Raw genomic sequence first — 22655 nt, 5'->3', positions numbered from 1 at the left:
TACTGAGTGAAAAACTCATCATTAAATAAATTAAGGTTGATCATTTTTTATTGATCACCTTCACAGTTCAACCGTATTTTCTGGATAGAATACCTTCACCTTCATTCACATCAGGAAAGGTAAATTAAATGGAAAACAACAGCCGCACTATGCCCCATATAAGGCGGACAACCCATATTATGAAGTTTGCTCATCGTAATAGCTTCGACTTTCACTTCTTCAATGCCCGTTAGTCTGTCGACTAAGGGCACTTCAGCGTACAGGTCTTCCTGACTCTCTGTATTACAGGCATACGCCTGTATTCCGCAGTGCTCATTCTCTGTTAACCCTTATATTATCAGCCACCGGACTGGTAAGGGTTTCTGCATTCTAAAAAAAGCAATCTACTGATTTATTTATCAGCGGGGTAACTTTGCTTTTTTTCCGGCACGATCGATTTCTCATTCGAGAAATTGAGGACCTGCTATTACCTAAACTAAAGAGATGAAAAATGTCAAAATTAAAAATTGCGGTTAGTGATTCTTGCCCGGACTGTTTTACCACGCAGCGAGAATGTATCTATATTAATGAAAACAGTAATATCGATGTGGCGGCAATAGTTTTATCGATCAACGATGTTGCACGAGGAAAACTCGATGAAATCGATGCCACGGGTTATGGCATCCCGGTATTTATTGCTACTGAAAATCAAGAACGTGTACCCGCAGAGTATTTGCCCCGTATTTCGGGTGTATTTGAGAATTGCGAATCACGACGAGAATTTTATGGTCGTCAGTTAGAAACCGCAGCCAGCCATTATGAAACTCAACTGCGCCCGCCCTTCTTCCGCGCACTGGTCGATTATGTCAATCAGGGTAACAGCGCGTTTGATTGCCCCGGTCATCAGGGTGGCGAGTTTTTCCGTCGTCATCCGGCGGGGAATCAGTTTGTGGAATATTTTGGTGAGGCGCTGTTCCGTGCCGACTTGTGCAACGCAGACGTAGCGATGGGTGATCTGCTGATTCACGAAGGCGCGCCATGCATTGCACAGCAACATGCGGCAAAAGTGTTTAATGCCGATAAAACATACTTCGTTTTAAATGGCACTTCATCTTCTAACAAAGTGGTTTTAAACGCCCTGCTAACACCGGGTGATCTGGTGCTGTTTGACCGCAATAACCATAAATCTAACCACCACGGAGCGTTGCTACAGGCTGGTGCAACACCGGTTTATCTGGAAACGGCACGTAACCCGTATGGTTTTATCGGTGGTATTGATGCGCACTGCTTCGAAGAAAATTACCTGCGTGAACTGATTACAGAAGTCGCACCGCAACGGGCAAAAGAAGCGCGTCCGTTCCGCCTCGCTGTGATTCAGTTAGGCACCTACGACGGTACTATTTATAACGCCCGCCAGGTGGTGGATAAAATGGGTCATCTGTGTGACTACATCCTGTTTGATTCCGCATGGGTCGGCTATGAACAGTTTATTCCGATGATGGCGGACTGTTCGCCGCTGCTGCTGGATCTTAATGAGAACGATCCTGGCATTCTGGTTACGCAATCCGTGCATAAACAACAGGCTGGTTTTTCTCAGACTTCACAAATTCATAAAAAAGACAGCCATGTCAAAGGGCAACAGCGTTATGTCCCGCACAAACGCATGAACAACGCCTTTATGATGCACGCCTCCACCAGCCCGTTCTATCCGCTGTTTGCCGCACTGGATATCAACGCCAAAATGCATGAAGGTGTCAGCGGTCGTAATATGTGGATGGATTGTGTGGCGAATGGTATTGATGCCCGCAAATTGATCCTCGATAACTGTCAGCACATTCGTCCGTTCGTTCCTGAACTGGTGGATGGTAAGCCCTGGCAGTCATATGAAACAGCGCAAATAGCGGTTGATCTGCGCTTCTTTAAATTTGTACCCGGTGAGCACTGGCACTCTTTTGAAGGCTACGCAGAGAATCAATACTTTGTCGATCCGTGCAAACTGTTGCTGACAACCCCAGGTATTGATGCACGTAACGGCGAATACGAGGCGTTCGGTGTACCCGCGACGATTCTTGCTAACTTCCTGCGCGAAAATGGCGTAGTACCGGAAAAATGCGATCTTAACTCCATCCTCTTCCTGCTGACTCCGGCAGAAGATATGGCCAAACTTCAGCAACTTGTTGCCCTGCTGATACGCTTCGAAAAACTGCTTGAGTCCGACGCGCCATTAGCAGAAGTACTGCCTTCCATCTACAAACAGCATGAAGAGCGCTACGCAGGTTATACCCTGCGTCAGTTGTGCCAGGAAATGCATGATTTGTATGCCCGTCACAACGTGAAACAACTGCAAAAAGAGATGTTCCGTAAGGAGCACTTCCCACGCGTCAGCATGAATCCACAAGAAGCCAACTACGCCTATTTACGCGGTGAAGTGGAGCTGGTTCGTCTGCCGGATGCAGAAGGCCGTATCGCTGCCGAAGGTGCGCTTCCTTATCCTCCGGGTGTGCTGTGTGTTGTTCCGGGTGAAATCTGGGGTGGTGCTGTTCTGCGTTACTTCAGCGCTCTGGAAGAAGGGATCAACCTGCTGCCAGGTTTTGCACCGGAGCTGCAGGGTGTCTATATCGAAGAACATGATGGTCGTAAGCAAGTTTGGTGCTATGTCATCAAGCCTCGTGATGCGCAAAGCACCCTGTTAAAAGGGGAAAAATTATGAGTCAGGCTAAATCGAACAAAATGGGCGTCGTTCAGTTAACCATACTGACGATGGTCAACATGATGGGCTCCGGTATCATCATGCTGCCGACAAAGCTTGCCGAAGTTGGGACAATCTCAATTATCTCCTGGCTGGTGACAGCCGTAGGCTCAATGGCACTGGCATGGGCATTCGCAAAATGCGGTATGTTCAGCCGTAAATCAGGTGGTATGGGCGGTTATGCGGAGTATGCTTTCGGTAAATCCGGTAACTTTATGGCGAACTATACCTACGGCGTCTCGCTGCTGATTGCTAACGTGGCGATTGCTATTTCGGCAGTTGGTTACGGCACCGAACTGCTTGGCGCGAGTTTGTCGCCAGTGCAGATTGGTCTGGCAACCATCGGAGTGCTGTGGATTTGTACCGTGGCTAACTTTGGTGGTGCGCGCATTACTGGACAAATCAGTAGCATTACTGTGTGGGGGGTAATCATTCCGGTGGTCGGTCTGTGCATTATCGGCTGGTTCTGGTTTAGCCCGACGCTGTACGCTAACTCATGGAACCCTCATCATGTACCGTTCTTTAGCGCTGTAGGTTCCTCCATCGCCATGACGTTGTGGGCTTTCCTCGGTCTGGAGTCTGCCTGTGCCAACGCCGAAGTAGTGGAAAACCCGGAACGTAACGTGCCAATAGCAGTCCTTGGCGGTACGTTAGGTGCGGCAGTGATTTATATCGTCTCCACCAACGTGATTGCCGGGATTGTGCCCAATATGGAGCTGGCAAATTCAACGGCACCATTTGGCCTGGCCTTCGCACAGATGTTCACACCAGAAGTGGGTAAAGTCATTATGGCGCTGATGGTGATGTCCTGCTGCGGTTCACTGCTTGGCTGGCAGTTCACCATTGCCCAGGTGTTTAAATCTTCATCTGATGAAGGCTACTTCCCTAAAATTTTCTCCCGTGTGAGCAAAGTCGATGCACCAGTACAGGGAATGCTGACCATTGTCATCATCCAGAGCGGATTATCATTGATGACCATTAGCCCGTCGCTGAACAGTCAGTTCAACGTGCTGGTTAACCTGGCCGTTGTGACCAATATCATCCCGTATATTCTGTCGATGGCGGCGTTAGTCATTATTCAGCAGGTCGCCAATGTGCCACCATCAAAAGCGAAAGTAGCAAACTTTGTGGCCTTTGTTGGTGCGATGTACAGTTTCTATGCGCTGTACTCATCCGGGGAAGAAGCCATGCTGTACGGTTCCATCGTGACTTTCCTTGGTTGGACACTGTATGGTCTGGTATCACCACGCTTTGAACTGAAAAACAAACACGGTTAAAAAAAGCGAAATAAAAAAGGGCGATTGAATGATCGCCCTTTCAGATTATTAACAAAGTGCTCGTTGTTCATGCCGGATGCGGCGTGAACGCCTTATCCGTCCTACAAAATAGTGCAAACTCAATATATTGCACCATCCTCGTAGGCCTGATGAACGTAGCGTATCAGGCTATCATAAGTAAAAAGGGCGATCTTCCGACCGCCCTTTTTCTTATTTAATGTGTTTACGCGTTTTTCAGAACTTCGCTAACAATCTCAACCGCTTCTTTCTCGATCTGCTTGCGATGTTCTTCACCGAGGAAGCTTTCGCAGTAGATTTTGTATGCGTCTTCCGTGCCTGACGGACGCGCGGCGAACCAGCCGTTGTCAGTCATCACTTTCAGACCGCCAATAGAAGCACCGTTGCCCGGTGCCGCCGTCAGGCGCGCGGTGATCGGGTCACCAGCCAGGGTGCTGGCGCTCACCATTTCCGGAGACAGCTTAGACAGCGCCGCTTTTTGCGCGGAAGTCGCAGCTGCCTGCAAACGGTTATAGCTCGGCGCACCAAACCGTTTTGCCAGTTCGTTGTAGTGTTCCTGCGGGTTCTTACCGGTGACCGCGGTGATTTCTGCCGCCAGCAGACACATAATGATACCGTCTTTATCGGTGGACCACGGCGTGCCGTCGAAACGCAGGAAGGAAGCCCCTGCGCTCTCTTCGCCGCCAAAGCCGAAGCTGCCGTCGAACAGACCATCAACAAACCATTTGAAGCCTACCGGGACTTCTACCAGCTTACGGCCCAAATCATTGACCACACGGTCGATCATCGCAGATGAAACCAGCGTTTTACCGACAGCAACATCTTTGCCCCACTGCGGACGATGCTGGAACAGGTAGTTGATCGCCACCGCCAGGTAGTGGTTCGGATTCATCAAACCTGCCGGAGTGACGATACCGTGACGGTCATAATCCGGGTCGTTAGCAAATGCCAGATCGAACTTATCACGCAGTGCCAGCAGGCCCGCCATTGCACACTCGGAGGAACAGTCCATACGGATCGCGCCGTCTTTATCGAGGTGCATAAAGCGGAAGGTTTGATCGACCTGATCGTTAACGATGGTCAGGTTAAGGTTGTAATACTCGCCAATACGCTTCCAGTATTCGATACCGGAACCGCCCAGCGGATCAACGCCCAGCGTCAGGCCCGCTTTCTGAATCGCCGCCATATCAACGATATCGGCCAGACCTTCCACAAACGGCTGCACCAGATCCTGCTCTTTCACATGACCGGATGCCATCGCTTCGTCAAGAGAGATACGCTTCACGCCTTTCAGGCCATCGGCCAGCAGTGCGTTGGCCCTGTCTTCCACCACTTTAGTGACGTTGGTATCAGCCGGGCCACCATTTGGCGGGTTGTATTTGATACCCCCATCTTCCGGCGGGTTATGGGACGGTGTAATCACGATACCGTCTGCCAGCGGACCACCTTTTTTATTGTGAACCAGAATGGCATTGGAAACGGCAGGCGTCGGAGTGAAGCCATTGTTTTCCTGCACAATGACATCAACACCGTTCGCTGCCAGCACTTCCAGTACGGAAATGAACGCAGGCTCGGACAGGGCGTGAGTATCTTTACCCACATAGCAAGGGCCAGTGATGCCGTTTTTCGCACGTTCTTCAGCAATTGCCTGAGCGATCGCCAGAATATGCGGCTCGTTAAAGCTGTGGCGCGCTGCACTGCCACGGTGACCGGAAGTACCGAATTTCACCGCGTGCTCCGCATTCCCTGCTTCAGGTTTCAGTACATAATATTGCGCCGTCAGTTGGGCGACGTTAATCAAATCACTCTGTTGTGCAGGTTGGCCTGCACGATTGTGGATTGCCATTGCTTTGTCCTTTGTCTGCAACGTTTTAGATAGTTCCGCAAACCTTCTCAATCAATTCCGCCGGGAATTGCATCGACTGCATGATGTGTTCGATCATGCTGCATTTACGGCCGGTGTTGGTGTTGGTGATCACCCAATATGGCGTGCCTGGCACATGTTTCGGCTTGGTCTGATTACCATTTTTCAGCAGCGTTTGTTCATCTGCCGCAAAGTAAACGCGTGTACGACCGTGCAACGATTCCGTGGCCTCGGCAAACGCCTGGGCGTCAAGAGAATATAGTGTAGACAACAGCAGCATGAAGCGATTGACCGCTCGCTTTTGCTCTGCGTATTCGTCTGAAAGCAAAAGTTCACGCATTGCGCGAACCTTGTCTTTAATCGTTTTGACCGGCTTCGCTTCGACGATAGCAGGTGACGCAACGCGAACCTCTTTCGTCACCGGAGCAGCAGGCTGTGATGCGGCGGAAAATTTCAACATACGCCGTAAAATGTCGGATGCGCTCTCGCCGATATGCTTAGTGTGGCTGGCAATATAGCTGTAGAGTTCATCATCAACTTCAATCGTTTTCATCTTAATCCAGTGCAGTGTCTTAGCTGAATACAAGTCGCCAGGAGTATATGAATAAATCCCGGCAGCGGATAGCGTCAAGCCTGGCTTGCAGAAAAACTCGGATTAAACCTTATTTGTTGCAGCCCTGTGGCACAATGGTCAACATAATACCCTAACCCGACAACGCGAAAAAAAGAACTTTGCCATGAAATTGAATATCCGCGCGCAAACTGCACAAAACCAGCACAATAATTCTCCCATCGTTCTTGTCCATGGTCTGTTTGGCAGCCTCGACAACCTTGGCGTACTGGCTCGCGATCTGGTAAACGATCACAATATCATCCAGGTTGATATGCGTAACCACGGTCTTTCCCCGAGAGATCCGGTGATGAATTACCCGGCGATGGCGCAGGATCTTGTTGATACCCTGGATGCACTGCAGATCGATAAAGCGACATTTATTGGACACTCAATGGGCGGCAAAGCGGTGATGGCACTGACTGCACTGGCCCCCGATCGCATCGATAAACTGGTGGCGATTGATATCGCGCCGGTCGACTATCACGTACGCCGTCATGATGAGATTTTCGCGGCTATCAACGCAGTCAGTGAATCCGACGCGCAAACTCGCCAGCAAGCAGCGGCAGTAATGCGCCAGCATCTTAATGAAGAAGGGGTGATTCAGTTTCTGTTGAAATCTTTTGTTGACGGGGAGTGGCGCTTTAACGTGCCGGTATTGTGGGATCAGTATCCGCATATTGTGGGTTGGGAGAAAATCCCGGCATGGGATCACCCTGCCCTGTTTATCCCAGGCGGCAATTCTCCGTATGTTAGCGAGCAGTATCGTGATGATTTACTGACACAATTTCCACAGGCACGAGCGCATGTGATTGCTGGCGCGGGTCACTGGGTCCATGCTGAAAAACCGGATGCTGTATTACGCGCTATCCGTCGCTATCTCAATGATTAACGTAACTGATTAAAAACCCAGCGTCCGCGTCGCTTTCCGCGCGTGGGCGTTGGCGTGACTCATCGCGCTGATGTATTATGGCGCGCTATCCATCCGGGCAGGCGCCTGGCTGATTGTTTCCCCCGAAGTCACCAAGATCATGGCCAAAGAACAAACGGACCGTACGACATTAGATCTGTTCGCGCACGAGCGTCGACCGGGACGACCGAAAACTAATCCGCTTTCGCGCGATGAACAGCTGCGTATTAATAAACGCAACCAGCTAAAACGCGACAAAGTACGTGGCCTTAAGCGTGTCGAACTGAAGCTGAACGCGGAAGCTGTCGAGGCGCTGAACGAGCTGGCGGAATCGCGCAATATGAGCCGTAGCGAACTGATCGAAGAGATGTTAATGCAGCAACTGGCGGCGCTGCGTAGCTAGGGCATCGTTTAATTTTCCACTTTCATGTAGCACAGTGTGCAGTCCTGCTCGTTTGCTGATTCCGCAAGACTGCCTGTTCTGCTATGATTGCCTTTATCCGTGGGCAATTTTCCACCCCCATTTCAATAAGTTTCAAGAGGTTATTTCACTCATGGCTATCACTGGCATCTTTTTCGGCAGCGACACCGGTAATACCGAAAATATCGCAAAAATGATTCAAAAACAGCTTGGTAAAGACGTTGCCGATGTCCATGACATTGCAAAAAGCAGCAAAGAAGATCTGGAAGCATATGACATTCTGCTGCTGGGCATCCCAACCTGGTATTACGGCGAAGCGCAGTGTGACTGGGATGACTTCTTCCCGACTCTCGAAGAGATTGATTTCAATGGTAAACTGGTTGCGCTATTTGGTTGTGGTGACCAGGAAGATTACGCTGAATACTTCTGTGACGCATTGGGCACCATCCGCGACATCATTGAACCGCGCGGCGCAACTATCGTTGGTCACTGGCCAACTGCGGGCTACCACTTCGAAGCATCAAAAGGTCTGGCAGATGACGACCACTTTGTCGGACTGGCTATCGACGAAGATCGTCAGCCGGAACTGACCGCTGAACGTGTAGAAAAATGGGTTAAACAGATTTCTGAAGAGCTGCATCTCGACGAAATTCTCAATGCCTGATGTAATACGGCGTAGACTCATGTCTACGCCGTATTAATAGATAATGCCAATCAAAATAATTGCTACAAATTTGTAACTTTTGCCGTGGTACCTGTACAATGTTCCGGTGTTCAAGTGGCCTTGCCGTTGTAAATGTAAGCTGAGCCACGTTTTTATTAACAATATTTGCCAGGGACTTGTGGTTTTCATTTAGGCGTGGCAATTCTATAATGATACGCATTATCTCAAGAGCAAATTCTGTCACTTCTTCTAATGAAGTGAACCGCTTAGTAACAGGACAGATTCCGCATGACTGATAACAATACCGCCCTAAAGAAAGCTGGCCTGAAAGTAACGCTTCCTCGCTTGAAAATCCTGGAAGTTCTTCAGGAGCCGGACAACCATCACGTCAGTGCGGAAGATTTATACAAACGTCTGATCGATATGGGTGAAGAAATTGGTCTGGCTACGGTTTATCGCGTACTGAACCAGTTTGACGATGCTGGTATCGTCACCCGCCACAATTTTGAAGGCGGTAAATCCGTATTTGAACTGACACAGCAACATCACCACGATCACCTGATCTGCCTCGACTGCGGTAAGGTTATCGAATTTAGTGATGATTCCATCGAAGCGCGTCAGCGTGAAATCGCCGCAAAACATGGCATTCGCCTGACTAACCATAGTCTCTATCTTTACGGTCACTGTGCCGAAGGCGATTGCCGCGAAGATGAGCACGCGCACGAAGGCAAATAAGCCAGTCTGAACGAGAAAAGCCAACCTGCGGGTTGGCTTTTTTATACAAGGGACATAAGAAAAGCGAGAGTTACAGCTCTCACTTATTTGTTATTGCTGCGAATTTCCTGCCAGACCTTATCACAATCGGTTTTCACCGCCTGGTCATTACCGGTTTGCGTTGCCTGAATGCACTGCTGATAATCCAGCACACGGACACTTTCCTGCTCGGCAAATTGCTGATGTTGTTTCTCTTTCTTCAGCACGTTTAACACGCTCTGACAGGCTTCAATTTTTTCCGGCGAACCTTGCGCGGTGTTGATACAGGCGCTGTAAGCTTCTTTCAGATGGCTGTCTTCCTGTGGCGCGGTGGATTGTGCACAAGCCACCAGCCCCGATGCCATCATGGCGATGAGAATCAGTTTTTTCATTGCAAATTCCTCAAACGTGCGGCAGGCACAAAACCTGCCGCGTCGGGCATCAGAAGATGGTGAATGGTGCGATTACCATAAATTTCACGTCACGCTCATCCTGGAAGATGTTGCCGTAACCACCGCCCCAGCTTGGGATGTCGGAGTGGTTGTCGTATTCGGTAAAGTGCAGTTTGAACATCGTGCCTTTGGCGCGACCGTCCTGAATGGTGTAGACCGCATCCAGGCTGTATGCAGACTCTTCAATAGTCCGGTTCTTGTCGTAGTACGCATCCGGATTGCTCTGCCAGGTAGCGGGTTTAGCATCCCATGCGTAAACGTAGGAAGCGCCGATGGCGAAGCCTGGAAGATTCCAGTTTTTCAGGTCATACATCGCACCGAAGAAGACCGCTTTTTCGCCGTTGGCGTTGAAGTCAGAACGGTTATCCCACCAGATATCCAGGCGACCGTTCGAGGAAGCGTAGGTTGGAGTCATACGTTGCAGGAAGTATCCCTGCTGACCGTCGGCTTTAACCCAGGTGCCTTCCAGACGCAAATCCACTACGTCAGCCGCCCGGTAACCAAAGGTCAACGCTTGCAGCCAGGCAGTGCCGTCGTAAAGGTCGTTGACGCTGCGATCGTCAACTTTATCGCGCGTACCGTAGAACTGGTAGCTGGTGGTTAACGGGCTACCGGCGATATCAAATTTGTAGCTGGCTTTGGCAAAATATTGATCGATATACCCTTCCGCCTGACCAAACGCCGCTTCCAGTACGAAGTTATTTTTGAAGTCGTACTTCGCCCCAAGGGAGTGTAGATAATCAACTTTGGTGGTTTTATCGTTCTGATAAAACTCATCCATTTCCAGATGCCACGGCGCTTTATATTCGTTGGTCCACATGTAAGAGAAACTCAACGCACCAGCATCGCCGTAATCAAAATTCGCCCCTGCTTCCGCCCCCTGATAAGTACCCGGCATAAAGCTCCAGTGCGGCGCTAACAGCGTCTGACCGGTTGGCTGAATATAACCTGCCCGCGCCCACACCGGACCGTATTTAAATTTGGCCGCTGCTTTATACAGGCTTATACCGCTTTTGTCGCCGGACCAGTCTTCGTCATAGGCTTTATTGCTTTTTGAAAACGCGATTTCGTTCGGGTGAGAGCTGTCACCGTTTTCCGCCATTTCAATCGCCGTAAACGCAGCAATATCAAGGCCGAACATATCAGCAGCATAACCAGACTGAAAATCGAGGTTGGCGTTCCAGGTGGAGTGAGAAAGGTTGGTTTTGTATTTGTCGCCGTCGGTAACATCTTTACGGTCGCGTTCACGCTGCCAGTAATAGATACCGCCGGTTAAGGTTGAATCTTCGATGAATCCTTCGGCGCGAGCCTCCGGCATTGCCATAAAGCCCGACATTGCTGTAACACCGGCGATAGCCAGCGCCAGCGTACTACGTTTGCCACTAAACGTACGCATGGGTTAATCCTCTTTGACGTATAAATTGCTGCACCAAAGGTGAACAGCGAAAAAAATAAAAATTAAAAAAGTAGCGTTGAGAAAAGTCTCGCTGACTACAGGAACAGACTATTTTTCGCGACGCGAATTATCAATCTCTTTCTGTAACCAGAATGTAAGAACATGAGCAACCGCACATATTTTGATGATTTTTGTTACAAGGCTTAAGTTTGCAGTTGAAAGGCTTGCAGAAGAATAAAAGCGTGAATTTCCAGCAAGATGAAAACGGTTACATTTTATTTAATTATGGTTTGTGATTTTAAATTTTTTTTATGGATAAATTGCGAAGCGGAATTAATTCGCGAAGAAAAGCAAAAAAAACGCCGCAGAGCGCGGCGTTTCGGATTGTTTGCATATTTCTTGCCGGATGCGGCGTGAACGCCTTATCCGGCCTACAAAAGCACGCAAATTCAATATATGGCAGAGATCATGTAGGCCTGATAAGCGTAGCGCATCAGGCAATTTAGCGTTTGAAACTGTTTCTATGTTTCTTGCCGGATGCGGCGTAAACGCCTCACCCGGCCTGGTAGAACTTAAAATTACTCGCCTACTTTCGCCCAGGTATCACGCAGCCCAACGGTGCGGTTAAATACCGGTTTTTCCGCCGTAGAATGGCGGCTGTCGAGGCAGAAATAACCTTCACGCTCAAACTGGAATGCTTTGCCCGCTACCGCGTCTTTCAGCGACGGTTCAGCAAAGCCCTGTTTGATCACCAGCGATTCCGGGTTAATCACCGACAGGAAATCATCCGCAGCACCTGGGTTCGGCACGCTGAACAGACGATCGTACAGGCGGATTTCAACCGGCAGCGCATGTGCCGCGCTCACCCAGTGAATAACGCCTTTCACTTTACGACCATCTGCCGGATCTTTGCTTAAGGTGTCAGCATCATAAGTACAGAAGATAGTGGTGATATTGCCTTCGGCATCTTTCTCCACGCGTTCTGCCTTAATAACGTAAGCATTACGCAGACGCACTTCTTTACCCAGCACCAGACGTTTGTACTGCTTGTTAGCTTCTTCGCGGAAATCGGCGCGATCGATCCAAATCTCACCGCTGAATGGCACCTGACGGCTGCCCATTTCCGGTTTGTTCGGATGGTTCGGCATAGTGACCATTTCGCCTTCGCCCTGATAGTTTTCGATAACCAGTTTCACCGGATCGATAACCGCCATTGCGCGCGGGGCGTTTTCGTTGAGATCTTCACGAATGCAGGATTCCAGCGACGCCATCTCAATGGTGTTGTCCTGCTTGGTCACGCCAATGCGTTTGCAGAACTCACGAATAGAAGCCGCAGTGTAACCACGACGACGCAGACCGGAAATGGTCGGCATACGCGGATCATCCCAGCCTTCAACGTGCTTGTCGGTCACCAGCAGGTTCAGCTTACGCTTGGACATCACAGTATATTCCAGATTCAGGCGCGAGAATTCGTACTGGCGCGGGTGAACAGGAATGGTGATGTTGTCCAGCACCCAGTCGTACAGGCGACGGTTGTCCTGGAATTCCAGCGTACACAGAGAGTGCGTAATACCTTCCAGCGCATCGCTGATGCAATGGGTGAAGTCGTACATCGGGTAGATGCACCACTTGTTGCCAGTCTGGTGGTGTTCAGCAAATTTAATGCGGTACAGCACCGGATCGCGCATTACGATAAATGGCGACGCCATGTCGATTTTCGCACGCAGGCAGGCTTTACCTTCTTCAAAACCACCGGTACGCATTTTTTCGAACAGCGCCAGGTTCTCTTCAACGCTGCGGTCGCGGTACGGGCTGTTTTTACCCGGCTGTGTCAGGGTGCCACGGTATTCGCGGATCTGTTCCGGTGTCAGTTCATCAACATACGCCAGGCCTTTATTGATCAGTTCGATCGCATAGGCGTGGAGCTGATCAAAATAATCGGAGGAGTAACGGACGTTACCAGACCAGTGAAAACCTAACCACTCAACGTCGTTTTTGATCGACTCAACATACTCGATATCTTCTTTTACCGGGTTAGTGTCGTCGAAACGCAGGTTGCACTGGCCTTTATAGTCCTGGGCGATCCCGAAGTTCAGGCAGATAGATTTCGCATGGCCAATATGCAGATAGCCATTCGGCTCCGGCGGGAAACGGGTGTGTACTGTGGTGTGCTTACCACTGGCCAGATCTTCATCGATGATCTGACGAATAAAGTTAGTCGGGCGGGCTTCTGCCTCACTCATCGCGGATTCCTCAAAGCGTAAACAACGTATAACGGCGTATGATCTTATAAGCGGGACAGGCTGACAACTGTTAGTTAGAGAAAATCGAAAAACTCACTGCGATTATGGGGATGAATGATGAAAAAAAAAGCGGCAGAGAAGATCTCCACCGCTTTTGCCAGTCCTGCGTCATTGTTGGATGCGACGCTTAAGCGTCGCATCAGGCATGAAGCAGATTACTTTTTAATTTCATACAACGGCGTTTGACCCGCCACAACATGGCCCTGAGCTTTAATGATAAGGCCGCTGAAATCGTCGATATTGCTGCAAACCACCGGGCTAATCATTGAGCGGGCGTTTGCGTTCAGGTAATCCAGGTCCATTTCCAGAATCGGTTGCCCTGCGCTTACTTGCGCCCCCTCTTCCACCAGACGTTTAAAGCCTTTGCCTTCCAGCGCTACGGTGTCGATACCCATATGGACGACAATCTCAGCGCCTTTTTCGGTTTCCAGGCAGAACGCGTGATTGGTGTTGAAGATTTTCACGATTGTCCCTGCGGCTGGCGATACGACGATTTTATCTGTCGGTTTCACCGCCACACCGTCACCCACCGCTTTGCTGGCAAATGCTTCGTCAGGAACCTGATCCAGCACCACAACATCACCGGTAATCGGCGATACCAGCTCCGCGACAGACACCGCGTTTGGTACAGCCTGCGGTTTTGCTACAGGCGCGGCAGTTGCTGGAGTTGCTTCAGCTGACGCTGCTGCTACCGGACCACGGGCAACGACTTTCTTCATCGCATCGCCGATGGATTCCGCTTTCGCGCCGACAATCACCTGAATGGTTTGTTTGTTCAGTTTTACCACCCCAGAAGCACCAAGGCGTTTACACATCGCATCGTTGACGCGAGCTGAGTCAGCCACCGTCAGGCGCAGACGAGTAATACAGGCGTCAATGGCTTTCAGGTTGTCAGTGCCGCCAACCGCAGCAATATAGTTGGTCGCCAGTTGATTGAGACCTTCTTCAGTGTTGCTGTTGGCTTCTTCAGTAACGATCTCGTCTTCTTTATCTTCGCGACCCGGCGTTTTCAGATTGAACATGCGGATAACCACACTGAACACCACGAAGTAGATAGCGAAGAACACAACCCCCATCACCAGCAGCATCCAGACGTTCTGGCTGGCGGCCGGCAGGTTATACATCAACGCGTAGTCGATAGCCCCCGCAGAGAAGGAGAAGCCAGCATGGATACCCAGCAGCGTTGCCACAAACAGGCTGATACCCGTCAGCAGTGCGTGCAGGAGGTACAGCAGCGGTGCAAGGAACATGAACAGGAATTCCAGCGGCTCAGTCACACCGGTCAGGAACGCAGTAACAGCAACAGAAAGCAGCATACCGCCAACCATCGGACGACGCTCTTTCGGTGCTGCGAAGTACATCGCCAGCGCCGCGCCCGGCAGACCGAACATCATAATCGGGAAGAAGCCGGACATGAACATCCCCGCGGTGCCGTCACCGGCATAGAAGCGGTTAATGTCGCCGTGGAAAACCGTACCCGCCGCGTTGGTGAATTCACCAATCTGGAACCAGGCGATGGTGTTCAGCACCTGATGCAGACCGGTTGGGATCAGCAGACGGTTGATGAAACCAAAGATACCGGAACCCAGCGCGCCCGCAGAAACGATCCATTCGCCGCCTGCATGGATAGCGTGCTGTACCGGTGGCCAGACGTAACCAAAAATGGCCGCCAGCACCAGGCAGAAGAAGCCGGTGGCGATCGGCACAAAACGTTTGCCGCCGAAGAAGCTCAGGAAGTCCGGCAGTTTAATATCGGACCAACGGTTATAGGCAGCACCACCGACCAGACCGGTAATGATACCCGCCAGTACACCCATGTTAATTTCTGGGTTGATGGTCACCATCGCTTTGGTTAACACAAAGTAACCGACCGCACCCGCCAGCGCCGCCGCACCTGCGCTGTCTTTCGACCAGCTGGATGCCACACCGATGGCGAAGATTAATGCAAGGTTATCAAAAATCGCACCGCCCGCCTGGGCAATAAACGCAACGTTAAGTAAATCTGGCTGACCGAATCGCAGCAACAGCGCCGCCACCGGCAGCACCGCGATAGGGAGCTGTAACGCCCTACCGAGTCGCTGGAAAAAACCTAAAATATTCATCTTATTCCCCCTACGAGAACCCTATTTGGCTCGTTTAAAGCCGTATTTTTATTTTGCTGCAAATTGTACTGCCGATGTTCTGTAATCAGATTGTTAGATCATCTGCTACAGAGTGTGTGAAAATTTAATTCGTATCGCAAATTAAACGCGTGTCTTTTGTGAGTTTTGTCACCAAATATCGTTATCATCACTCCCTTTTACTGGCTAAACCAGAAAACTTATTTTATCATTCAAAAAATCAGGTCGGATTGACGCCTGTCTGCGCAAATCCAGGTTACGCTTAAAGATGCCTAATCCGCCAACGGCTTACATTTTACTTATTGAGGTGAATAATGAGACTGATCCCCCTGACTACCGCTGAACAGGTCGGCAAATGGGCTGCTCGCCATATCGTCAATCGTATCAATGCGTTCAAACCGACTGCTGATCGTCCGTTTGTTCTGGGCCTGCCGACTGGCGGCACGCCGATGACCACCTATAAAGCGTTAGTCGAAATGCATAAAGCAGGCCAGGTCAGCTTTAAGCACGTTGTCACCTTCAACATGGACGAATATGTCGGTCTGCCGAAAGAGCATCCGGAAAGCTACTACAGCTTTATGCACCGTAACTTCTTCGATCACGTTGATATTCCAGCAGAAAACATCAATCTTCTCAACGGCAACGCCCCGGATATCGACGCCGAGTGCCGCCAGTATGAAGAAAAAATCCGTTCTTACGGAAAAATCCATCTGTTTATGGGCGGTGTAGGTAACGACGGTCATATTGCATTTAACGAACCAGCGTCTTCTCTGGCTTCTCGTACTCGTATCAAAACCCTGACTCATGACACTCGCGTCGCGAACTCTCGTTTCTTTGATAACGATGTCAATCAAGTGCCAAAATATGCCCTGACTGTCGGTGTTGGTACATTGCTGGATGCCGAAGAAGTGATGATTCTGGTGCTGGGTAGCCAGAAAGCACTGGCACTGCAGGCTGCAGTTGAAGGTTGCGTGAACCACATGTGGACCATCAGCTGTCTGCAACTGCATCCAAAAGCGATCATGGTGTGCGATGAACCTTCCACCATGGAGTTGAAAGTTAAGACTTTAAGATATTTCAATGAATTAGAAGCAGAAAATATCAAAGGTCTGTAATTGTTATCCCTGCCCTGACACCTTGCTCAGGGCAATATTTTTTTTAAATCGGGGGTCAGAATGTATGCATTAACCCAGGGCCGAATCTTTACCGGCCACGAATTTCTTGATGACCACGCGGTTGTTATCGCTGATGGCCTGATTAAAAGCGTCTGTCCGGTAGCGGAACTGCCGCCAGAGATCGAACAACGTTCACTGAACGGGGCCATTCTCTCCCCCGGTTTTATCGATGTGCAGTTAAACGGCTGCGGCGGCGTGCAGTTTAACGATACTGCTGAAGCGGTCAGCGTAGAAACGCTGGAAATCATGCAGAAAGCCAATGAGAAATCAGGCTGTACTAACTATTTGCCGACGCTTATCACCACCAGCGACGAGCTGATGAAACAGGGCGTGCGCGTTATGCGCGAGTACCTGGCAAAACATCCGAATCAGGCGTTAGGTCTGCATCTGGAAGGTCCGTGGCTGAATCTGGTAAAAAAAGGCACCCATAATCCGAATTTTGTGCGTAAGCCTGATGCCGCGCTGGTCGATTTCCTGTGTGAGAACGCCGACGTCATTACCAAAGTGACGCTGGCACCGGAAATGGTTCCTGCGGAAGTGATCAGTAAACTGGCAAATGCCGGGATTGTGGTTTCTGCCGGTCACTCCAACGCGACGTTGAAAGAAGCAAAAGCCGGTTTCCGCGCGGGGATTACCTTTGCCACTCATCTGTACAACGCGATGCCGTATATTACCGGTCGTGAACCGGGCCTGGCGGGCGCGATTCTCGACGAAGCTGACATTTATTGCGGTATTATCGCTGATGGCCTGCATGTTGATTACGCCAACATTCGCAACGCTAAACGTCTGAAAGGCGACAAACTGTGCCTGGTTACCGACGCCACCGCACCAGCAGGTGCCAACATTGAACAGTTCATTTTTGCGGGTAAAACAATATACTACCGTAACGGACTTTGTGTGGATGAGAACGGTACGTTAAGCGGTTCATCCTTAACCATGATTGAAGGCGTGCGTAATCTGGTCGAACATTGTGGTATCGCACTGGATGAAGTGCTGCGTATGGCGACGCTCTATCCGGCGCGTGCGATTGGCGTTGAGAAACGTCTCGGTACACTCGCCGCAGGTAAAGTAGCCAACCTGACTGCATTCACACCTGATTTTAAAATCACCAAGACCATCGTTAACGGTAACGAGGTCGTAACTCAATAAGAGAAAGTATGACACCAGGCGGACAAGCTCAGATAGGTAATGTTGATCTCGTAAAACAGCTTAACAGCGCGGCGGTTTATCGCCTGATTGACCAGTACGGGCCAATCTCGCGGATTCAGATTGCCGAGCAAAGCCAGCTTGCCCCCGCCAGCGTAACAAAAATTACGCGTCAGCTTATCGAACGCGGGCTGATTAAAGAAGTTGATCAGCAGGCCTCCACCGGGGGCCGCCGCGCTATCTCTATCGTCACCGAAACCCGCAATTTCCACGCAATCGGCGTACGGCTTGGTCGTCACGATGCCACCATCACCCTGTTTGATCTCAGCAGCAAAGTGTTGGCAGAAGAACATTACCCGTTGCCTGAACGCACGCAGCAGACGCTGGAACATGCCCTGCTGAATGCCATTGCTCAGTTTATTGATAGCTACCAGCGCAAACTGCGCGAGCTGATCGCCATTTCCGTGATCCTGCCAGGGCTTGTTGACCCGGACAGCGGCAAAATTCATTACATGCCGCATATTCAGGTGGAAAACTGGGGACTGGTAGAAGCACTGGAAGAGCGTTTTAAAGTGACCTGTTTCGTCGGTCACGATATCCGTAGTCTGGCACTGGCAGAGCACTACTTCGGTGCAAGTCAGGATTGCGAAGATTCCATTCTGGTGCGTGTCCATCGCGGGACCGGGGCCGGGATTATCTCTAATGGGCGCATTTTTATTGGCCGCAACGGCAACGTCGGTGAAATTGGCCATATTCAGGTCGAACCGCTGGGTGAACGCTGCCACTGCGGCAACTTTGGCTGCCTGGAAACTATCGCCGCCAACGCTGCCATTGAACAACGGGTGTTGAATCTGTTAAAGCAGGGCTACCAGAGCCGTGTGCCACTGGACGACTGCACCATCAAAACTATCTGCAAAGCCGCGAACAAAGGCGATAGCCTGGCGTCGGAAGTGATTGAGTATGTCGGTCGTCATCTGGGCAAAACCATCGCCATTGCTATCAACTTATTTAATCCGCAAAAAATTGTTATTGCCGGTGAAATCACCGAAGCCGATAAAGTGCTGCTCCCTGCTATTGAAAGCTGCATTAATACCCAGGCGCTGAAGGCGTTTCGTACTAATCTGCCGGTGGTACGTTCTGAGCTGGATCACCGCTCGGCAATCGGCGCTTTTGCGCTGGTAAAACGCGCCATGCTCAACGGTATTTTGCTCCAGCATTTGCTGGAAAATTAATGTGCTTTTATAGTGGCGCTTATTGTTGTCAATATTCTGGGTAGTCCATGACCATTAAAAATGTAATTTGCGATATCGACGGCGTGCTGATGCACGATAACGTCGCCGTACCGGGTGCAGCGGAATTTTTGCACGGGATTATGGATAAAGGCCTGCCGCTGGTGTTGCTGACCAACTATCCTTCGCAGACCGGGCAAGATCTGGCGAACCGCTTTGCCACTGCGGGTGTCGATGTGCCGGACAGCGTGTTTTATACCTCCGCGATGGCGACCGCCGATTTCCTGCGTCGCCAGGAAGGCAAGAAAGCGTATGTGGTGGGCGAAGGCGCACTGATTCATGAACTGTACAAAGCCGGTTTCACTATTACCGATGTGAACCCTGATTTTGTGATTGTTGGCGAAACGCGTTCCTATAACTGGGACATGATGCATAAAGCAGCCTATTTCGTCGCTAACGGTGCACGCTTTATCGCCACCAACCCGGACACCCACGGGCGCGGTTTTTATCCGGCCTGTGGCGCGCTATGCGCGGGGATCGAAAAAATCTCCGGACGTAAACCGTTCTATGTTGGTAAGCCGAGTCCGTGGATCATCCGCGCAGCATTAAACAAAATGCAGGCGCATTCGGAAGAAACGGTGATTGTCGGCGATAACTTGCGCACCGACATTCTGGCGGGCTTCCAGGCCGGTCTGGAGACGATTCTGGTGCTTTCTGGTGTTTCATCGCTCGACGATATCGACAGTATGCCGTTCCGCCCAAGCTGGATTTACCCGTCAGTCGCTGAAATCGACGTTATCTGAATAGCAACCACGCCTCAGGGCGTGGTTTCTTATTTTTACCCATCATTAAAATTCGCCCATTCAATAAAACCCGCCAAAAAATATCGATTCATCAATAAATACACCCCCAAACCCTCCTCTTTTTCATCAATCAGCAATCACCATTACGTTTTTTATTCCCCCCCTGCCAAATCGCTTGCGCACAGTGCTGCTTTGCGGCATTTTTTTAAACAAGCAAACACAACAAGCAACAAATACCAGGTTAACGGAGAAGGTTATGTGTTCAATTTTTGGCGTATTCGATATCAAAACAGACGCAGTTGAGCTGCGTAAGAAAGCACTCGAGCTGTCACGCCTGATGCGTCATCGTGGCCCGGACTGGTCCGGTATTTATGCCAGCGATAACGCCATTCTCGCCCACGAACGTCTGTCCATTGTTGACGTTAACGCGGGGGCGCAACCTCTCTACAACCAACAAAAAACTCATGTGCTGGCAGTAAACGGTGAAATCTACAACCACCAGGCATTGCGCGCTGAATATGGCGATCGTTACCAGTTCCAGACTGGGTCTGACTGTGAAGTAATCCTCGCGCTGTATCAGGAAAAAGGGCCGGAATTTCTCGACGATTTGCAGGGCATGTTCGCTTTTGCCCTGTACGACAGCGAAAAAGATGCGTATCTGATTGGTCGCGACCATCTGGGGATCATCCCACTGTATATGGGCTATGACGAACATGGTCAGCTGTATGTGGCCTCAGAAATGAAAGCCCTGGTGCCGGTATGCCGCACGATTAAAGAGTTCCCGGCGGGGAGCTATTTGTGGAGTCAGGACGGCGAAATCCGTTCTTATTATCACCGCGACTGGTTCGACTACGATGCGGTGAAAGATAACGTGACCGACAAAAACGAGCTGCGTCAGGCACTGGAAGATTCCGTTAAAAGCCATCTGATGTCTGATGTGCCTTACGGTGTGTTGCTTTCTGGTGGTCTGGATTCCTCAATTATTTCCGCGATCACCAAGAAATACGCCGCCCGTCGCGTGGAAGATCAGGAACGCTCTGAAGCCTGGTGGCCGCAGCTGCACTCCTTTGCTGTAGGTCTGCCGGGTTCACCGGATCTGAAGGCAGCCCAGGAAGTGGCAAACCATCTGGGCACTGTGCATCATGAAATTCACTTCACTGTACAGGAAGGTCTGGACGCCATCCGCGACGTGATTTACCACATTGAAACCTATGATGTGACCACTATTCGCGCTTCAACACCGATGTATTTAATGTCGCGTAAGATCAAGGCGATGGGCATTAAAATGGTGCTGTCCGGTGAAGGTTCTGATGAAGTGTTCGGCGGTTATCTTTACTTCCACAAAGCACCGAATGCCAAAGAACTGCATGAAGAGACGGTGCGCAAACTGCTGGCCCTGCATATGTATGACTGCGCGCGCGCCAACAAAGCGATGTCCGCCTGGGGCGTGGAAGCGCGCGTTCCGTTCCTCGACAAGAAATTCCTCGACGTGGCAATGCGTATTAACCCCCAGGATAAAATGTGCGGTAACGGCAAGATGGAAAAACACATCCTGCGTGAATGTTTTGAGTCGTACCTGCCTGCAAGTGTGGCCTGGCGGCAGAAAGAGCAGTTTTCCGATGGCGTCGGTTACAGTTGGATAGACACTCTGAAAGAAGTGGCTGCGCAGCAGGTTTCTGATCAACAACTCGAAACTGCCCGTTTCCGCTTCCCGTACAACACGCCGACCTCAAAAGAAGCGTATCTGTATCGGGAGATCTTTGAAGAACTGTTCCCGCTACCGAGCGCCGCTGAGTGTGTACCGGGCGGCCCGTCCGTCGCGTGTTCTTCCGCTAAAGCGATTGAATGGGATGAGGCGTTCAAGAAAATGGACGATCCGTCTGGTCGTGCGGTTGGCGTTCACCAGTCGGCCTATAAGTAAGAAATGTGGTACTGCCCCGGAGAAATCTGGGGCAGTTTCAGTTATTGATGTGCTTGTTGATTCTGATACGCGGTAAGGAAATGTTCCGGGTTTGCCACATCACTGTTTGACAACTCATCACTGTAGGCCACCGACCAGGTCGCCTGCTCATCCGGAATATGCAGGCTGCCATTCCCCTCTTTCAGGCGTAATAACTCAAAAGATTTGCCCTTAATTACGGCGATATAGGATTTTTCACCTTCCTGTAATGCTTTCACTTTACAGCGAAAAATCTGGCCATCGATGTCATTATCAACATGCGATACCTGAATGAGGGCTTCATTAGAGGCTTTCGGCCCTATCCGCATCATCCACACCACTGCGCCTTCCTGCCCACGATAGCCAAAAACATATTTACCGATTTCCGGTTTGACCGTATCGGCAAACGCAGATTGCATAAGTAATAACGCACCCATCAGCGCCGTCATAAAACGCAGCATAGTATTCCCTCAATAAATCGCCTGAAGTGGTAGCAGAGATGCAGGCGTAGCGATCCCTGCCCTGTCCTGTTGCAACGGGCCAGTATTTCATAGATTAATTTCCTACCACTATTGTTGAATTCCGAATTTCATCCTGTATGACAAAAGAATGGCTGTAGGGTGGGGAAAAAACACAAAGTAAACAATAATTGACGAATATAGCGCCACGCTGTTCGCAACCTAACCAAACAGTCACTTTAGAGCAATTTTCCTTGAAAAAGAGGTTGACGCTGCAAGGCTCTATACGCATAATGCGCCCCGCAACGCCGATAAGGTATCGCGAAAAAAAAGATGGCTACGTAGCTCAGTTGGTTAGAGCACATCACTCATAATGATGGGGTCACAGG

The 22655-nt window shown here is 50.3% G+C and carries 20 protein-coding genes; 13 read left to right on the top strand and 7 right to left on the bottom strand.

Features of this window, described 5'->3' with window-relative positions; all coding sequences use genetic code 11:
- Positions 1 to 128 precede the first annotated feature (128 nt).
- From HEN33_RS26425 to potE, 3 genes are all read left to right on the top strand, one after another.
- Complete coding sequence (locus tag HEN33_RS26425) at positions 129 to 233, top strand: leader peptide SpeFL (protein WP_211180488.1); 105 nt, start codon at positions 129 to 131, stop codon at positions 231 to 233.
- A 257-nt stretch (positions 234 to 490) separates the two neighbouring features.
- Positions 491 to 2689, top strand: a complete 2199-nt coding sequence (speF, locus tag HEN33_RS19055) for an ornithine decarboxylase SpeF (protein ID WP_176263542.1) — start codon at positions 491 to 493, stop codon at positions 2687 to 2689.
- Entirely contained in the window at positions 2686 to 4005 is a 1320-nt protein-coding gene (potE, locus tag HEN33_RS19050; protein ID WP_077516949.1) for a putrescine-ornithine antiporter, read from the top strand. The genes speF and potE overlap by 4 nt, the downstream gene beginning before the upstream one ends.
- A gap of 223 nt (positions 4006 to 4228) precedes the next feature.
- Here the strand turns inward: potE and pgm are convergent, their stop codons facing one another.
- Both pgm and seqA read right to left on the bottom strand, forming a co-directional pair.
- Positions 4229 to 5869 (bottom strand): phosphoglucomutase (alpha-D-glucose-1,6-bisphosphate-dependent), encoded by a 1641-nt coding sequence (gene pgm / locus HEN33_RS19045; protein ID WP_001297249.1) that lies wholly within the window; start codon positions 5867 to 5869, stop codon positions 4229 to 4231.
- Positions 5870 to 5894: 25 nt separating this feature from the next.
- Positions 5895 to 6440 carry a replication initiation negative regulator SeqA gene (seqA, locus tag HEN33_RS19040; protein ID WP_000848387.1) on the bottom strand — a complete coding sequence of 182 codons (546 nt, stop codon included), beginning with the start codon at positions 6438 to 6440 and terminating at the stop codon, positions 5895 to 5897.
- A gap of 184 nt (positions 6441 to 6624) precedes the next feature.
- Here seqA and ybfF point away from each other — a divergent pair, with 184 nt between their 5' ends.
- From ybfF to fur, 5 genes are all read left to right on the top strand, one after another.
- Positions 6625 to 7389: an esterase gene (gene ybfF / locus HEN33_RS19035; RefSeq protein ID WP_105271851.1), complete on the top strand. Its 765-nt coding sequence runs from the start codon at positions 6625 to 6627 to the stop codon at positions 7387 to 7389.
- A gap of 139 nt (positions 7390 to 7528) precedes the next feature.
- Positions 7529 to 7810, top strand: a complete 282-nt coding sequence (gene ybfE, locus HEN33_RS19030) for a LexA regulated protein (protein ID WP_176263543.1) — start codon at positions 7529 to 7531, stop codon at positions 7808 to 7810.
- Between the two features lie 151 nt (positions 7811 to 7961).
- Positions 7962 to 8492: a flavodoxin FldA gene (fldA, locus tag HEN33_RS19025; protein ID WP_001018618.1), complete on the top strand. Its 531-nt coding sequence runs from the start codon at positions 7962 to 7964 to the stop codon at positions 8490 to 8492.
- Between the two features lie 209 nt (positions 8493 to 8701).
- Complete coding sequence (gene uof / locus HEN33_RS19020; RefSeq protein WP_001406816.1) at positions 8702 to 8788, top strand: fur leader peptide; 87 nt, start codon at positions 8702 to 8704, stop codon at positions 8786 to 8788.
- A complete protein-coding gene (gene fur, locus HEN33_RS19015) occupies positions 8781 to 9227 on the top strand; it encodes a ferric iron uptake transcriptional regulator (RefSeq protein WP_000131702.1) in 447 nt (148 codons plus the stop codon). The genes uof and fur overlap by 8 nt, the downstream gene beginning before the upstream one ends.
- An 83-nt stretch (positions 9228 to 9310) precedes the next feature.
- Here the strand turns inward: fur and chiQ are convergent, their stop codons facing one another.
- The 4 genes from chiQ to nagE form a co-directional block, all read right to left on the bottom strand.
- A complete protein-coding gene (gene chiQ, locus HEN33_RS19010) occupies positions 9311 to 9637 on the bottom strand; it encodes a ChiQ/YbfN family lipoprotein (RefSeq protein ID WP_000733584.1) in 327 nt (108 codons plus the stop codon).
- A 49-nt stretch (positions 9638 to 9686) separates the two neighbouring features.
- The gene (gene chiP / locus HEN33_RS19005; RefSeq protein ID WP_176263544.1) at positions 9687 to 11093 is read right to left on the bottom strand and encodes a chitoporin ChiP; all 1407 of its coding nucleotides are present in this window, start codon (positions 11091 to 11093) and stop codon (positions 9687 to 9689) included.
- 578 nt (positions 11094 to 11671) lie between these two features.
- Positions 11672 to 13336 carry a glutamine--tRNA ligase gene (gene glnS, locus HEN33_RS19000; RefSeq protein ID WP_001287164.1) on the bottom strand — a complete coding sequence of 555 codons (1665 nt, stop codon included), beginning with the start codon at positions 13334 to 13336 and terminating at the stop codon, positions 11672 to 11674.
- Positions 13337 to 13551: 215 nt separating this feature from the next.
- A complete protein-coding gene (gene nagE, locus HEN33_RS18995; RefSeq protein WP_176263545.1) occupies positions 13552 to 15498 on the bottom strand; it encodes a PTS N-acetyl glucosamine transporter subunit IIABC in 1947 nt (648 codons plus the stop codon).
- 332 nt (positions 15499 to 15830) lie between these two features.
- Here nagE and nagB point away from each other — a divergent pair, with 332 nt between their 5' ends.
- The 5 genes from nagB (at position 15831) to asnB (ending at position 21790) form a co-directional block, all read left to right on the top strand.
- Complete coding sequence (gene nagB, locus HEN33_RS18990; protein WP_001237072.1) at positions 15831 to 16631, top strand: glucosamine-6-phosphate deaminase; 801 nt, start codon at positions 15831 to 15833, stop codon at positions 16629 to 16631.
- Between the two features lie 60 nt (positions 16632 to 16691).
- On the top strand, positions 16692 to 17840 hold the full coding sequence (gene nagA, locus HEN33_RS18985) for an N-acetylglucosamine-6-phosphate deacetylase (protein ID WP_000271153.1): 1149 nt from the start codon (positions 16692 to 16694) through the stop codon (positions 17838 to 17840).
- Between the two features lie 8 nt (positions 17841 to 17848).
- Positions 17849 to 19069, top strand: coding sequence for a DNA-binding transcriptional regulator NagC (gene nagC / locus HEN33_RS18980; RefSeq protein WP_000187594.1), 1221 nt, complete (start codon positions 17849 to 17851; stop codon positions 19067 to 19069).
- Between the two features lie 47 nt (positions 19070 to 19116).
- Positions 19117 to 19869 carry a ribonucleotide monophosphatase NagD gene (nagD, locus tag HEN33_RS18975; protein WP_000153129.1) on the top strand — a complete coding sequence of 251 codons (753 nt, stop codon included), beginning with the start codon at positions 19117 to 19119 and terminating at the stop codon, positions 19867 to 19869.
- Positions 19870 to 20125: 256 nt separating this feature from the next.
- A complete protein-coding gene (gene asnB / locus HEN33_RS18970; protein WP_000337081.1) occupies positions 20126 to 21790 on the top strand; it encodes an asparagine synthase B in 1665 nt (554 codons plus the stop codon).
- A gap of 41 nt (positions 21791 to 21831) precedes the next feature.
- Here asnB and HEN33_RS18965 read toward each other — a convergent pair whose 3' ends face one another.
- Positions 21832 to 22269, bottom strand: a complete 438-nt coding sequence (locus HEN33_RS18965) for a hypothetical protein (RefSeq protein ID WP_176263546.1) — start codon at positions 22267 to 22269, stop codon at positions 21832 to 21834.
- Positions 22270 to 22655: the final 386 nt, after the last annotated feature.

This window comes from Escherichia sp. 94.0001 (genome assembly GCF_013369155.2).
Classification (GTDB): domain Bacteria; phylum Pseudomonadota; class Gammaproteobacteria; order Enterobacterales; family Enterobacteriaceae; genus Escherichia; species Escherichia coli_F.
Note: the sequence above shows the minus strand (reverse complement) of the source record. Positions and strands in the feature narration are given on the sequence as shown.